Source organism: Kitasatospora sp. NPDC088391, assembly GCF_044753345.1.
Taxonomy (GTDB): domain Bacteria; phylum Actinomycetota; class Actinomycetes; order Streptomycetales; family Streptomycetaceae; genus Kitasatospora.
The window spans coordinates 111453-124472 of sequence record NZ_JBIVNB010000007.1 but is presented as its reverse complement, the minus strand read 5'-3'; the positions used below and the strand labels follow the sequence as shown (position 1 = coordinate 124472).

The following is a 13020-nucleotide window of genomic DNA, read 5'->3' as shown; positions in this document are numbered from 1 at the left end:
CGGGCCGCGATGCGCCACCCCGTTTCGGGCCGAAGGCCCTCGGCGAAAGCCCCATACCGCCCGCCCCACTGTCCTCCGGGCCCCGAATACTTCGCCGCCGAAAGCTCCCCTCAGTAGAAGGCGACGTGCGCGGAGTCGCCCACCGGCACGTACCCGATGCGCTGGTAGATCGCGTTGCTGGTCGGGTTGGCGAGGTCGGTGAACAGCAGCACCTCGGCCGCGCCCCACTCCCGGGCCTGCGCCGACGCGGCGGCCGTCAGCGCGCTCGCGTACCCCCGCCCGCGCTGCTCGCGCGGCGTGTAGACCGGCCCGATCCGGGACATCCCGGCGACCACCGGGCTCGCTCCGGCCAGCGCGGTGATCCCGGCCGCGCCGTCCGTCTCCCAGAGCAGCAGGGTGCCGGCGGCGATCCGCTGCTCGGCGTCGGCCCGCAGGTCCGCGGGCGACATGACTCCGGCCTCGACGCAGAAATCGCCGAGCCAGCGTGTGACCAGTTCGGCGTCCGCCGGCCCGGCGAGTCGCGCCCGCCCGGCCGGCGGGGTCTGCGGCGGCGTCAACTCGCCCAGCCGGTAGAGCCGTTCGTTGGACTCGACCGACCACTGCCGGCCGCCGGCCCGGGTCTGTTCGGCGGCGTAGGCGAGCACCACCTCGCGGCCGCCCGCGACGTCGGCGGGCTGCTCGGGCTCGGCGGCGATGATCCGGGCGAGTTCCCCGGCGGCCGCGACGGGCATCCGGCCGAGGCGCTGCCCGTACGGCGGGGTGCGCAGGGTGGCGCCGGTGACGGTGCCGTCCGGCTCCCGCCACCAGCCGAAGCGCGGCGCCTGCTCGCCGTAGACGTGCGGCCCGTCCCGGCCGAGGCGGTCGAGGATGGTGAGGAGCACCGTGTTCCCGGCGGGGTCGGCCGCCAGGAAGGCGCCTGCCGCGGTGCGGAATTCGTCCAGGGATGTGGTCAGCGTCCAGCTCATGCCGCATCCTCCCCCACCCCGTCCGGCCGGGCCACCCGTTTGCGGCGGCCCGGCGGGGCGGGGTCAGTCGCGCAGGCGCTGCTCCAGTTCGGCCGCGTCGCCGGTGGGGCGTTCGCAGACGAAGTGCCGGCAGACGTACGCGGCGGCCTGCCCGTCGAGCAGCGGGCGGTCGGCCAGCAGCGGGACCTCGGTGTCGCCGGGGGCGCCGACCGCGACGACCGCGCCGGGGGCGGTGGAGCGCAGCGCGGCCAGGTGCAGGGCGGCGCGGCGCGGATCGCCGTCGGCGCCGACGACCGCGACCTCGCGCGGGCCGTCGAGCAGGGCCTCGGCGGCGGCGAGGCCCCAGCCGGTGAACCGGGGGGCGCGGGTGCCGAGGGTGGAGACGATGCCCAACGCCCGTTCGGCGGCGGTGCGGTGGCGGTCCGAGCCGGTGTACCCGGCGTACGTGAGCAGGGCCGCGGCGGCGGCGCTCCAGCCGGACGGGGCGGCGTTGTCGGTGGGGTCCTGCGGGCGGCGGATCAGCTGCTCGGCGTCGTCGGCGGTGTCGTACAGCGCGCCGGACTTCTCGTCGGTGAAGTGCAGCAGCACCAGGTCGAGGAGTTCGCCGGCCAGTTGCAGCCAGGACGCCTCACCGCCGACCGCGTACAGCGCGAGGAAGCCCTCGGCGACGTCGGCGTAGTCCTCCAGGACGCCCGCGTTGGCCCCGGCCCGGCCGTCCCGGGAGGTGCGCAGCACCCGGCCGTCGGCGGTGAAGTGGACGGCGACCAGCAGGTCGGCGGCGCGCTCGGCGGCCTCGACCAGGTCGGGGCGCTCCAGCAGGGCGCCGGCCTCGGCGAGGGCGGCGATCGCCAGGCCGTTCCAGGCCGCGACCACCTTGTCGTCCCGGGCGGGGGCGGGGCGCTGCGCCCGGGCCTCGAACAGCCGCCGCCGGATCTCCTCGTACTCCGCGGTGTCCCGCGGGTCCGCCGGCAGCTGCAGTACCGAGCTGCCGTGCTCGAACGTGCCGGTGACGTCGAAGAGTTCGACGGCGCGGGCGGCGTCCGCCGCCCCCAGCGCCTCCTCCAACTGCCCGGGCGTCCAGGCGTAGTACGCGCCCTCGGCGTTCTTCCCGCGTTCCGGGTCCAGCGAGTCGGCGTCCAGCGCGGAGGCGAACCCGCCCTCGGGGGTGCGCAGTTCGCGCAGCAGGAAGTCGGCGGTCTCCAGCGCGACCCGGCGGGGCAGCTCCTCGCCGGTGGCCCGCCACAGGTGCAGGTACACCCGCAGCAGCAGCGCGTTGTCGTACAGCATCTTCTCGAAGTGCGGCACCGTCCAGGTGGCGTCCACCGCGTAGCGGGCGAAGCCGCCGCCGAGCTGGTCGTAGATCCCGCCGCGGGCCATCGCCGCGCAGGTCCGCTCCACCATCTGCAGCGCGGCCTCGGAACCGGTCCGCGCGTGGTGGCGGAGCAGGAACTCCAGCACCATCGACGGCGGGAACTTCGGGGCGCCGCCGAAGCCGCCCCGCCGCTCGTCGTACGTCCGGCTCAACTCCACGACGGCCCGGTGCAGTTCGTCCTCACCGGGCAGTTCGGCCAGTCCGCTCCCGACCGCGTACACCGAGGCCCGCTCGGCCAGGTCCCGGCCGATCCGCCCGGCGACCTCACCGACCTCCGCGCGCCGCTCCGTCCAGGCCTTCCCCACACCCTCCAGCACCTGCCGGAACGAGGGCATCCCGTGCCGCGGCTCCGGCGGGAAGTACGTCCCGAAGTAGAACGGCTCCTGCTCCGGCGTCAGGAACACCGTCATCGGCCACCCGCCCTGCCCGGTCGCCGCCTGCACCGCCTCCATGTACACCGCGTCGACGTCCGGCCGCTCCTCCCGGTCGACCTTCACCGCCACGAACCGCTCGTTCAGGTACCCGGCCACCGCCTCGTCCTCGAACGACTCGTGCGCCATCACATGACACCAGTGACAAGCCGCATAGCCGACGGACAGCAGCACCGGCACTCCCCGCCGCGCCGCCTCCGCGAACGCCTCCGGCCCCCACTCCCACCAGTCCACGGGGTTGTCGGCGTGCTGCTGCAGGTACGGGGACGTGGCATCGGCCAGGCGGTTCACCATGCGGACAAGTATTCCAACGACCCGGCGTCGCGCGAAGCCCCTCCCGCCGAACACGCCGGGGTTCCGGGCGGGTCGGGCGGTGGCGGATTCGGCGGGGACGGCAGTGGGGGCAGGTGGGGCGCCGCGGCCAGCGGCTCGAACTGGAGCGGGAGGTCAGCGCGACGGCCTACCGGGTGGCGGTGGGGTCGCTCCGGGGGGTCGTGGTGACTGACGGCCTTCGACCTGGACGAGTACGTGCACGCCGCGCTGCGCGACGGTGCCTGCGGCTTCCTGCTCAAGCGCTCCCGGCGGAGGCTGGCCGCTCGGTGATGGCGGGGCGCCCTGATCAGGCCGCAGGTCACCGTCCGGCTGCTGCGCGAGCTGAACCCCCTGCCTCCCGCGAGACCGAGATCGCCCGCCCGGTCGCCCGTGGCGACACCGGTTCCGAGACCACCGAGGCCCTGTTCCCCTCCCCCGGCACCGTGAGGAACCACCTCGCCGCCCCGGACCCGCGGCAGGGCCGAGGCCCCGGAGCACCCGGTCAGTCGTCCTCAGTCGTCCTCGCGGTCGGGCTGCTCGGCGAAGTCGATCTTCTTGAAGCGGGCGTTCATGGACTTCAGGAGGAACCAGGTGGCGATGCCGAGCGCCGCGAAGACGACGAAGCCGAGCAGGCCGGGGGTGACCTTGGTTTCGTCGAGGGCCAGGGCGGCGGCGAGCTGGGTGGGGTTCACGGGGGTGCTCATTCCTCCATGGTGACCCGGCCTTAGGGCGGCCGGGTCACCGGGGGGTGGTACGGGGGGGGTGGTGCGGTGGTTACTTGCGGAGGCCGGCGAAGAGGTCGGTCTCCGGGAGGTCGGTGGGGACCAGGGACTTGGCGAGTTCGTAGTCCTCGGTCGGCCAGACCTCGCGCTGGACGTCGATCGGCACCCGGAACCAGGGCCCGTCGGGGTCGATCTGGGTGGCGTGCGCGATCAGCGCCTTGTCGCGGATCTCGAAGAAGTCCGCGCACTCGATCCGGCTGGTGATCTCGCGCTCGGTCCGCCCGGACTTCTCCCAGCCCTCGATCCACTCGCCGTACGGCGAGTCCTCGCCGTGCTCGGTGAGGTAGGCGTGCAGGGCGCGGATGCGGCCCATCGGGAAGCCGTGGTTGTAGTAGAGCTTGGACGGCTGCCAGGGCTCACCGGCCTCCGGGTAGGCGTCCGGGTCGCCGGCGGCGTCGAAGGCCGCCATGGTGATCTTGTGGGTCATGATGTGGTCGGGGTGCGGGTAGCCGCCGTTCTCGTCGTACGTGGTGACCACGTGCGGGCGGAACTCGCGGATCAGCTTGACCAGCGCGCCGGCCGCGACCTCGACCTCCTCCAGCGCGAAGCACCCCTCGGGCAGCGGGGGCAGCGGGTCGCCCTCCGGGAGGCCCGAGTCGACGTAGCCGAGCCACGCCTGCTGGACGCCCAGGATCTCCCGGGCCGCGTCCATCTCCTTGCGGCGCACCTCGTGGATGTTCTCCTCGACCCACGGGTCGCCCTGCAGCTTGGGGTTGAGGATCGAACCCCGCTCGCCGCCGGTGCACGTGGCGACCAGGACCTCCACCCCCTGCGACACGTACATCGCCATGGTGGCGGCGCCCTTGCTGGACTCGTCGTCCGGGTGCGCGTGCACCGCCATCAAACGCAACTGCTCGCTCAACGCCTGGTCCCCTTCAGGTACAGGTGGTTCTGTCCGCTTCGCCGGGCCGGCTCCCCCGCCGGCTCCGGCGCGGATGTGACCCTCCTATAGTGACGGACTGAAGGGCGCGTCCATTCCCACCGGAGGACGAACCGCCCCTCCGCGAAAGGACCGAGCCGCACCATGGACCACAGCCCTACGCCCGTGCCGCCGGAGGCCGCCCCCGCCGCCCCGTCGGGCGCCGTGCCGGCCGGCCGGTACGGCCGCGCCGACGACCGGGCCGCGGACCGCCGGCTGCGGGTCGCCGCCGTGGTGTGCGGGGTGCTGTTCCTGGGCCTGATCGGCTGGCTGGGCGGCTCGTACCTGCTGCGCGAGACGGCGCTGAACGGGACGGTGCCGACCTTCCAGGCGGTCTCCGACACCGAGGTGCAGCTGCAACTGTCGGTGCGCAAGAGCGCGGGCACCGGCGGGGTGTGCACCGTCCGCTCGCAGGGCGCGGACGGCGCGGTGGTCGGCCAGTCGGACTTCCAGGTCCCGGCCGAGGGCGACTCCTGGGTCAAGGTGGTCACGCTCCGCACCACCGCCCGCGGCACCACCGCCGAACTGCTCGGCTGCACCCCCGACGGCAAGTAGCGCCCCGCGCCGCGGTCACCCTTTCGAAGGCACCCGGCCCGCACTGCCCGCAGGCACTCCCGCCTGCGCCGGGAACTTGTTAGGCTCGTGGTTTCGCCCCTTCCGCACCCTTCGGTACGGAAGCGGGCGTTGCTTTGCATCTGCCGAAAGAATCGACCACTGCCGCGTTCCACCCGCGCGGCCGCGCCAGCACCGACGAGGAGCACCCTGTGACCCAGACCAACGATGACGTGACCTGGCTCACTCAGGACCACTACAACAAGCTCAAGGCCGAGTTCGACCACCTCACCGGTCCGTGGCGGATCGAGATCGCCAAGAAGATCGAGGCGGCGCGCGAGGAGGGCGACCTCAAGGAGAACGCCGGCTACCACGCGGCCAAGGACGAGCAGGGCAAGACCGAGGCCCGGATCCGCCAGCTGAGCCAGCTGCTGGAGCGCGCGAAGGTCGGCGAGGCCCCGGCGGACTCCGGCGTGGTGGCCCCCGGCATGGTGGTGAAGGTGGCGTTCGACGGCGACCTGGACGACACCATGGAGTTCCTGCTGGCCTCCCGCGAGGTCACCGACGGCGACATCGACGTGTACTCCCCGCAGTCGCCGCTGGGCAAGGCCATCATCGGCAAGTCGGTGGGCGAGGACGCCCGCTACGAGCTGCCGAACGGCAAGAAGGCCGGCGTGAAGATCATCGACGCGAAGCCGTTCTCCGGCTGACGCCCCGCCGCGCGCACGGCGGACGGCCGCTCCCCCGGGGGGGGGGAGCGGCCGTCCGCCGTTTCCGGCCGGGGCGTCGGGCCCGTTCGCCGTTTCCGGCCCGGGCCCGACGCTCCGTCAGCCGGCCGCGCGGCGGTACTTGCGCACCGAGAGCCAGGAGAAGACGGCCGTGATGAGCAGCGACCAGACCACCGACACCAGGGCGGCGTGCTGCATCGGCCAGGAGTCCGGCACCGGGCCGATCTGGTTGCCGAACAGGCTGCGGCAGGCCTGCACGGTGGCGGAGAACGGGTTCCAGTAGGCGATCGGCTGGAGCCAGCTCGGCATCGAGCTGACCGGGACGAAGGCGTTGGAGATGAACGTCAGCGGGAACAGCCAGATCAGGCCGGCCGAGGTGGCGGCCTCGGGGCTGCGCACGGACAGGCCGATCAGCGCGCCGATCCAGGAGAAGGCGTAGCCGAGCAGGAGCAGCAGGCCGAACGCGCCGAGCGCCTTCAGGAAGCCGTCGTGGATGCGCCAGCCGACCAGCAGCGCGACCAGGGCGAGCACGACGACGGTGAACGCCGTCTGGACCAGGTCGGCCAGGGTGCGGCCGGTGAGGACGGCGGCGCGGGCCATCGGCAGCGAGCGGAACCGGTCGACCAGGCCCTTGGTCATGTCCTCCGCGATGCCGGCCGAGGCGCCGGCGACGGCGAAGGTGACGGTCTGGGCGAAGATGCCCGCCATCAGGTACTCGATGTACACGTCGTGGCTGGGCTGGGCGCCGGGGATGGCGATGGCGCCGCCCATCACGTACGAGAACAGCAGCACGAACATGACCGGCTGCATGAGTCCGAACACGACGATCTCGGGGATGCGGGTCATCCGGCGCAGGTTGCGCTTGGCGACCACCCAGGAGTCGTGGACGGTCGCGGCGACGCCGCGGCGCGGGGCGACGGGGAGGCCGCCGATGGCGCCCCCGGTGCTGGCGGTGGTCATCTCAGGCGTCCTTCCCCTTGGCGCGGCGGCCCTTCCCGGCGGGGGCGGCCCCCTCGTCCTCCTCGGCGCCGCCCTCGGTGGCGTGGCCGGTGAGGGAGAGGAAGACGTCGTCCAGGGTGGGGCGGCGCAGGCCGATGTCGTCGATCTCGATGGAGCGGGCGTCCAGTTCACGGATGGCGTCGGCGAGGACCTTGGCGCCGCCGCTGACCGGGACGGTGATCCGGCGGGTGTTCTTCTCCACCGCCGGGTCGCCCTTGGCGTACGGGGCGAGCGCGGCGACGGCCTCGGGGACCAGGCCGGCGTCGTGGACGACGACCTCGATCCGCTCGCCGCCGATCTGCGCCTTGAGCGCGTCGGCGGTGCCGCGGGCGATCACCTTGCCGTGGTCGACCACCGCGATGTCGTGGGCGAGGCGGTCGGCCTCCTCCAGGTACTGGGTGGTGAGCAGCAGGGTGGTGCCCTGCTCGACCAGCGTCTCGATGACCTCCCAGAGGGCGAGCCGGTTGCGCGGGTCGAGGCCGGTGGTGGGCTCGTCGAGGAACATCACCGGGGGCCGGACCACCAGGGCGGCGGCGAGGTCGAGGCGGCGGCGCATGCCGCCGGAGTAGGTCTTGGCGGTGCGGTCCATGGCCTCGGAGAGGTTGAACCACTCCAGCAGTTCCAGGGCCCGCTTCTTCGCGTCGCGGGCGCTCATCTGGTAGAGCTCGCCGACCATCTGGAGGTTCTCGCGGCCGGTGAGGTACTCGTCCACGGCGGCGTACTGGCCGGAGAGGCCGATCAGGCTGCGCACCTTGTTGGGGTGCTTGAGCACGTCGACCCCGGCCACGGTGGCGCGGCCCGAGTCGGGTTGGAGCAGGGTGGTCAGCACCCGGACGGTGGTGGTCTTGCCGGCCCCGTTGGGGCCGAGCAGTCCGAGCACGGTGCCCTCGGGGACGTCCAGGCTCACGCCGTCCAGGGCGCGGACGTCGCCGAAGGTCTTGACCAGGTTCTCGGCTTCGATGGCTGCCGCCATGGGCCTGCCTCATCTCCTGATGCGAGTCGGTTCTGTGCGGATGCATGTGGATGCGTACAGCTGCGTACAGCTGCGTACGGATACCTACGGATGTGTACGGAATCATCCGTTCTGTTACCCGAGCCCACCGACGGCGAAGCTCGCGATACATCGCAAGATGCTGGCACTCGCGATATATCGCGTCAAGCCCCGCAGGTGAGGCGGCTCACAGCATCACACCCCCCACTGACAACGCCCGCCTCAGCGGCTCACCACGTACCCGGCCTCGCGCAGCTCGCCGATCACCGCGGCGCAGTGCTCCGGGCCCTTGGTCTCCAGGTGCAGGTCCACCTCGACCTCGGCGAGGCCCAGCTGGGGGTCGATCCGGACGTGCGCGACGTCCAGCACGTTGGCGTCGACCCGGGTCAGCACGCCCAGCAGGTCAGCCAGCGCGCCGGGCCGGTCGGCCAGCCGGACCCGCAGCGACAGGTACCGGCCGGCCGCGGCCAGGCCGTGCCGGAGCACCCGCTGCATCAGCTGCGGGTCGATGTTGCCGCCGGACAGCACCGCCACCACCGGGCCCTCGAACCGGCCCGGCTCGGCCAGCAGCGCGGCGATCGGGGCCGCCCCGGCGGGCTCCACCACCAGCTTCAGCCGCTCCAGGCCGACCAACAGGGCCCGGGACAGCGCGTCCTCGGAGACCGTCAGGACGCCGTCCGCGAGGGCGTTCACCATCTCGAACGGGATGTCGCCCGGCCGGCCGACCATGATGCCGTCGGCCATGGTCGCGAACCGCTCCAGCGAGACCGGGCGACCCGCCGCCAGCGAGGGCGGGTACGCGGCCGCGGCGGCGGCCTGCACGCCGATCACCCGGACGTCCGGGCGGACCGCCTTGACCGCGAGCGCCACGCCCGCCAGCAGCCCGCCGCCGCCGGTGCCGACCAGCAGGGTGCGCACCTCGGGGCACTGCTCCAGCACCTCCAGGCCGAGGGTGGCCTGGCCGGTGATGACGTCCAGGTGGTCGAAGGGGTGGATGAACACGGCGCCGGTGGTGTCCGCGTACGCGCGCGCCGCCCGCAGCGCCTCGTCGACGTTCGCCCCGTGCAGCCGGACCTCCGCCCCGTAGTCGCGGGTCGCGGCGACCTTCGGCAGCGGGGCGGCGACCGGCATGAAGACGGTGGAGCGCACCCCCAGCAGCGCGGCGGCCAGCGCCACCCCCTGCGCGTGGTTGCCGGCGCTGGCGGCGACCACCCCGGCGGCCCGCTCCACCGGCAGCAGCCCGGCGATCCGCAGGTACGCCCCGCGCAGCTTGAACGACCCGGTGCGCTGCAGGTTCTCGCACTTCAGGTGGACCGGCGTCCCGGCCACCCCGGACAGGTACCGGCTGCTCTGCATCGGGGTCACCCGGGCCACCCCGGCCAGCATCTTCTGCGCGCCCCGGACGTCGTCGAGGGTGATCGGCCAACTGTGCATGGGGGGAAGCCTAGGGCCGCGTGGTTCCGGTGCCCGCCCGGCGCGCGTACGCTGCTGGGCACGAGTCGCCCGCACCCCCGTGAGCCGCGATGAGCCTTCCTTCGCCCGAGATTCCCGATCCCGACCGCCAACTCCCCTACCAGGTCGCGGTGTTCGCGCGGCGGATCAGTGCCGCCGAGGAGCTGGACCGGGCCGCCTACCTGCTGCTCGACCAGCTGGCCGCGACCGGTCCGGCCAATGTGAAGACGCTCGCCGCCGCGCTCGGCGTGGACTCCTCCACGGTGACCCGGCAGGCCGCGCCGCTGCTGCGCGAGCGGCTGCTGGCCCGGGTGCCGTACCCCGCGGACCGGCGCGCCGTGCGGCTGGCGCTGACCCCGCTGGGGGCCGGGCGGCTGGCCGAGGTGCGGGAGGAGCGGCGGCGGGTGGTCGCCGAGCTGACGGCCGGTTGGACGCCGCAGGAGCGGGCGCTGTTCTGCGTGCTGCTGGGGCGGTTCAACGACGGCCTGCGCGGCCGCCGTTGAACCGCTGACGGCCCGTCAGCCGAGCGCCCGCTCCAGGTCGGCGAGCAGGTCGTCGGCGGACTCGATGCCGACCGAGACCCGCACCAGGTCGGCGGGCACCTCCAGCGGGGAGCCCGCGGCGGAGGCGTGGGTCATCCGGCCGGGGTGCTCGATCAGCGACTCGACGCCGCCCAACGACTCGCCCAGGGTGAAGAGTTCGGCCCGGTTGCAGACCGCGACGGCCGCCTCCTCGCCGCCCGCGACCCGGAACGACACCATGCCGCCGAACGCCTTCATCTGCTTGGCGGCGACGTCGTGGCCCGGGTGGGTGGGCAGGCCCGGGTACAGCACCTGGGTCACCTTCGGGTGCGCGGACAGCAGTTCGGCGACCTTGGCGGCGTTCTCCGAGTGCCGGTCCATCCGGACGCCGAGGGTCTTGATGCCGCGCAGCACCAGCCAGGCGTCGAACGGGCCGGAGACCGCGCCCATCGCGTTCTGGTGGTAGGCGACCTCCTCGGCCAGGCCCGCGTCGGCGACCACCAGGGCGCCGCCGACCACGTCGGAGTGGCCGCCCATGTACTTGGTGGTGGAGTGCACCACCACGTCGGCGCCGAACGCGATCGGCTGCTGCAGGTAGGGGCTGGCGAAGGTGTTGTCGACCACCAGCTTCGCACCGGCGGCGTGCGCGATCTCGGCGACCGCGGCCAGGTCGGTGATGCCCAGCAGCGGGTTGGACGGGGTCTCCACCCATACCGCGCGGGTGGTCGGGCGGATCGCCTCGCGGACCTTCTCGGGGTGGTGCGTGTCGGCGACGGAGAACTCGACGCCCCAGCGGGTCAGCACCTTGGCGAACAGCCGGAAGGTGCCGCCGTAGGCGTCGTTCGGGATGACGATGTGGTCGCCCGGCTTGAGCAGGGTGCGCAGCAGGGTGTCCTCGGCGGCCAGGCCGGAGGCGAAGGCGAGGCCGCGGGCGCCGCCCTCGATCGCGGCGAGGCACTCCTCCAGGGCGGTGCGGGTCGGGTTCGCGGAGCGGCTGTACTCGTAGCCCTCGCGCAGGCCGCCGACGCCGTCCTGCTTGTAGGTGGACACCTGGTAGATCGGCGTCACGACTGCCCCGGTCCGGGGGTCCGCTTCCTGGCCCGCGTGGATGGCGAGGGTCTCGAAGCCGTGGGAAAGCTGGTGCTCGGTCATGCCACCGAGCCTAGTGCGGCCGGGGGTGCGCGGCAGGGCTTGCGCCCACGTGCCGTGACGGCGGGTCAAGGCCGGATTTCGTCATCCAAAAGTTGTCGAAAAGGCGCAGGTCGTGTCGGTACGATCGCCCGGCCGCACACATGATCGAACCCGCTGGGGGAATCCCGTATGTCCATCGAGCGCACCGGCATGCGCACTTCCACCCGGGCGCTGCTGGCCGTCGCGCTGCTCGTCGGGTTCTACCTGCTCTCGGCCGCCGTGGTGGTCGGCCTGGTGTGGGCCAACGTCGAACTGGTCGTCAACTCCGACCGCTTCCACGCCGGCATGGTCAAGCTCTGGGCGCTCAGCGCCGCGATCGCCTACCCGGTGCTCCGGGTGGTGTTCCTGACCCGGCGTCCGCGCGGGGACGCCGAACGGGACGGCCTGCTGCTGACCCGGGCCGAGCAGCCCGAGCTGTGGGCCCGGGTGGACCGGATCGCCGGGGCCACCGGCGTCCGCGGCCCCGCCGAGATCCGGCTGGTCTCGGACGTCAACGCCTACGTCTCGGAGGACACCCGGCTGCTCGGCCTGGTCCGCGGCCCGCGCCACCTGGCGATCGGCGCGCCGCTGCTGATCGGCCTGAGCGAGGCCGAGCTGGACTCGGTGCTCGCCCACGAGTTCGGCCACTACGCCAACAACGACGTCCGGCTGGGCGCCGTCACCGTGGCCGGCCGCACCGCGCTGCTGCACTCGATCGCCACCCTGCACCACCGCGCCGACCTGCACCGGGCCGACAAGGCCGCCGAGATCGCCGAGAACAACGCCGACCGGCAGGCCCGCGGCCGCAAGGCCCGCGACGAGGACCCCGGCAACGGCGGCGTCGAGCGGTTCCTCGCCAAGGCGTTCACCCAGTACGCCAAGCTGTACTTCCGGGTCACCGAATCGGTGAGCCGCCGCGAGGAGTTCGCCGCCGACCGGCACGCCGCCCAGGTCGCCGGCCGGGACGCCACCGCCGCCGCGCTGCGCCGCATCCCGGTGCTGGGCGCCGCCCAGGGCTTCTACCTGAACCGCTACGCCACCATGGGCTGGTCGGCCGGACTGCTGCCGCTGCGCGGCCAGTTCTACGGCGGCCTGGCCCACCTGCTGGCCGACCCGGAGCGGCGCGAGGAACTCGCCGCGATGGGCCTCGACCTGCCGGACCAGCAGCCCGACCCGTACGACTCGCACCCGCCGATCCGGCAGCGGGTCGCCGCGATCGAGGCCCTGCCGGACACCCCCGGCCTGCCCGGCCTGGGCGCCGACGCGCCCGCGGTCGGCCTGCTCCGCGGGGCCGACCGGCTGTTCGGCGACCTGGAGACGCTCGACCTCGTCCCGGAGGCCGCCGGCAAGCGCCGGGTGGAGTGGCCGGAGCTGGTGCACGAGACGCTGCTCGCGGACTGCCGCGAGGCGGCCCAGCCCGTCCTGCGCGCCCTCACCGGCAGCGGCCTGCACGGCACCGTCGAGGCCATGCTGGACGCCCTGGCGGCGGGCCGCGGCGAGGAGTTGGCGAAGCGGCTGCCGCAGAGCGAGGAGGCCGCGGCCGCCACCGGCCGGGCCGCCCGCGAGTTCCGCCGCCCGCAGCTGCGCGACGCCCTGCGGACGCTCACCGTGCTGGCCCTGGCCTCCGACCGGACCGCCCACTGGGAGCTGTCCTGGAGCCGCCCGGCCGCGCTGGTCCTGCCCGACAACCTCGGCGACCGGCTGCCCGCCGCGCTGGACGCCGCGGTCGCCGACACCCCGGACCCCGCCCCGCTGCGCGCCCTGCTGGCCGAGGCCCGCGCCGCCGCCCCCGCCCCCGCCGCGTCCTGACGCCCCGTCATCCCTGG

At 73.8% G+C, this 13020-nt stretch carries 12 protein-coding genes; 4 read left to right on the top strand and 8 right to left on the bottom strand.

Features of this window, described 5'->3' with window-relative positions:
• Positions 1–110: 110 nt before the first annotated feature.
• The 4 genes from ACIQBJ_RS21815 to mca all read right to left on the bottom strand — a co-directional run bounded on the left by ACIQBJ_RS21815 (position 111) and on the right by mca (position 4724).
• On the bottom strand, positions 111–965 hold the full coding sequence (locus ACIQBJ_RS21815) for a GNAT family N-acetyltransferase (protein WP_400712884.1): 855 nt from the start codon (positions 963–965) through the stop codon (positions 111–113).
• Positions 966–1028: 63 nt separating this feature from the next.
• Entirely contained in the window at positions 1029–3062 is a 2034-nt protein-coding gene (locus tag ACIQBJ_RS21810) for a thioredoxin domain-containing protein (protein ID WP_400712881.1), read from the bottom strand.
• 530 nt (positions 3063–3592) lie between these two features.
• Positions 3593–3784, bottom strand: coding sequence for a hypothetical protein (locus ACIQBJ_RS21805; protein WP_400712878.1), 192 nt, complete (start codon positions 3782–3784; stop codon positions 3593–3595).
• 70 nt (positions 3785–3854) lie between these two features.
• Positions 3855–4724, bottom strand: a complete 870-nt coding sequence (mca, locus tag ACIQBJ_RS21800) for a mycothiol conjugate amidase Mca (protein WP_400712875.1) — start codon at positions 4722–4724, stop codon at positions 3855–3857.
• A gap of 162 nt (positions 4725–4886) precedes the next feature.
• Between mca and ACIQBJ_RS21795 the strand changes: the two genes are divergently transcribed.
• Both ACIQBJ_RS21795 and greA read left to right on the top strand, forming a co-directional pair.
• Positions 4887–5336, top strand: a complete 450-nt coding sequence (locus ACIQBJ_RS21795; protein ID WP_400712872.1) for a DUF4307 domain-containing protein — start codon at positions 4887–4889, stop codon at positions 5334–5336.
• 209 nt (positions 5337–5545) lie between these two features.
• Complete coding sequence (gene greA / locus ACIQBJ_RS21790) at positions 5546–6043, top strand: transcription elongation factor GreA (RefSeq protein ID WP_400712869.1); 498 nt, start codon at positions 5546–5548, stop codon at positions 6041–6043.
• A 117-nt stretch (positions 6044–6160) separates the two neighbouring features.
• On the opposite strand, the gene ACIQBJ_RS21785 is transcribed toward greA, so the two are convergent.
• The 3 genes from ACIQBJ_RS21785 to ilvA form a co-directional block, all read right to left on the bottom strand.
• A complete protein-coding gene (locus ACIQBJ_RS21785; RefSeq protein WP_400712866.1) occupies positions 6161–7021 on the bottom strand; it encodes an ABC transporter permease in 861 nt (286 codons plus the stop codon).
• A gap of 1 nt (position 7022) precedes the next feature.
• Positions 7023–8033 carry an ATP-binding cassette domain-containing protein gene (locus ACIQBJ_RS21780; RefSeq protein WP_400712863.1) on the bottom strand — a complete coding sequence of 337 codons (1011 nt, stop codon included), beginning with the start codon at positions 8031–8033 and terminating at the stop codon, positions 7023–7025.
• 240 nt (positions 8034–8273) lie between these two features.
• Positions 8274–9485: a threonine ammonia-lyase gene (gene ilvA / locus ACIQBJ_RS21775; RefSeq protein WP_400712860.1), complete on the bottom strand. Its 1212-nt coding sequence runs from the start codon at positions 9483–9485 to the stop codon at positions 8274–8276.
• 89 nt (positions 9486–9574) lie between these two features.
• On the opposite strand from ilvA, the gene ACIQBJ_RS21770 reads away from it, so the two are divergent.
• A complete protein-coding gene (locus tag ACIQBJ_RS21770; protein ID WP_400712857.1) occupies positions 9575–10006 on the top strand; it encodes a MarR family winged helix-turn-helix transcriptional regulator in 432 nt (143 codons plus the stop codon).
• A gap of 15 nt (positions 10007–10021) precedes the next feature.
• Here the strand turns inward: ACIQBJ_RS21770 and ACIQBJ_RS21765 are convergent, their stop codons facing one another.
• Positions 10022–11176: a cystathionine gamma-synthase gene (locus ACIQBJ_RS21765; protein WP_400712854.1), complete on the bottom strand. Its 1155-nt coding sequence runs from the start codon at positions 11174–11176 to the stop codon at positions 10022–10024.
• A gap of 168 nt (positions 11177–11344) precedes the next feature.
• On the opposite strand from ACIQBJ_RS21765, the gene ACIQBJ_RS21760 reads away from it, so the two are divergent.
• Complete coding sequence (locus tag ACIQBJ_RS21760; RefSeq protein WP_400712851.1) at positions 11345–13003, top strand: M48 family metallopeptidase; 1659 nt, start codon at positions 11345–11347, stop codon at positions 13001–13003.
• The last annotated feature ends 17 nt before the right edge of the window (positions 13004–13020 follow it).

What these genes read in the sequence shown, in the direction of transcription:
- ACIQBJ_RS21815 (WP_400712884.1), bottom strand. Translation starts at nt 965, where the DNA reads ATGAGCTGGACGCTGACCACATCCCTGGACGAATTCCGCACCGCGGCA.
- ACIQBJ_RS21810 (WP_400712881.1), bottom strand. Translation starts at nt 3,062, where the DNA reads ATGGTGAACCGCCTGGCCGATGCCACGTCCCCGTACCTGCAGCAGCAC.
- ACIQBJ_RS21805 (WP_400712878.1), bottom strand. Translation starts at nt 3,784, where the DNA reads ATGAGCACCCCCGTGAACCCCACCCAGCTCGCCGCCGCCCTGGCCCTC.
- ACIQBJ_RS21795 (WP_400712872.1), top strand. Translation starts at nt 4,887, where the DNA reads ATGGACCACAGCCCTACGCCCGTGCCGCCGGAGGCCGCCCCCGCCGCC.
- ACIQBJ_RS21785 (WP_400712866.1), bottom strand. Translation starts at nt 7,021, where the DNA reads ATGACCACCGCCAGCACCGGGGGCGCCATCGGCGGCCTCCCCGTCGCC.
- ACIQBJ_RS21780 (WP_400712863.1), bottom strand. Translation starts at nt 8,033, where the DNA reads ATGGCGGCAGCCATCGAAGCCGAGAACCTGGTCAAGACCTTCGGCGAC.
- ilvA (WP_400712860.1), bottom strand. Translation starts at nt 9,485, where the DNA reads ATGCACAGTTGGCCGATCACCCTCGACGACGTCCGGGGCGCGCAGAAG.
- ACIQBJ_RS21770 (WP_400712857.1), top strand. Translation starts at nt 9,575, where the DNA reads ATGAGCCTTCCTTCGCCCGAGATTCCCGATCCCGACCGCCAACTCCCC.
- ACIQBJ_RS21765 (WP_400712854.1), bottom strand. Translation starts at nt 11,176, where the DNA reads ATGACCGAGCACCAGCTTTCCCACGGCTTCGAGACCCTCGCCATCCAC.
- ACIQBJ_RS21760 (WP_400712851.1), top strand. Translation starts at nt 11,345, where the DNA reads ATGTCCATCGAGCGCACCGGCATGCGCACTTCCACCCGGGCGCTGCTG.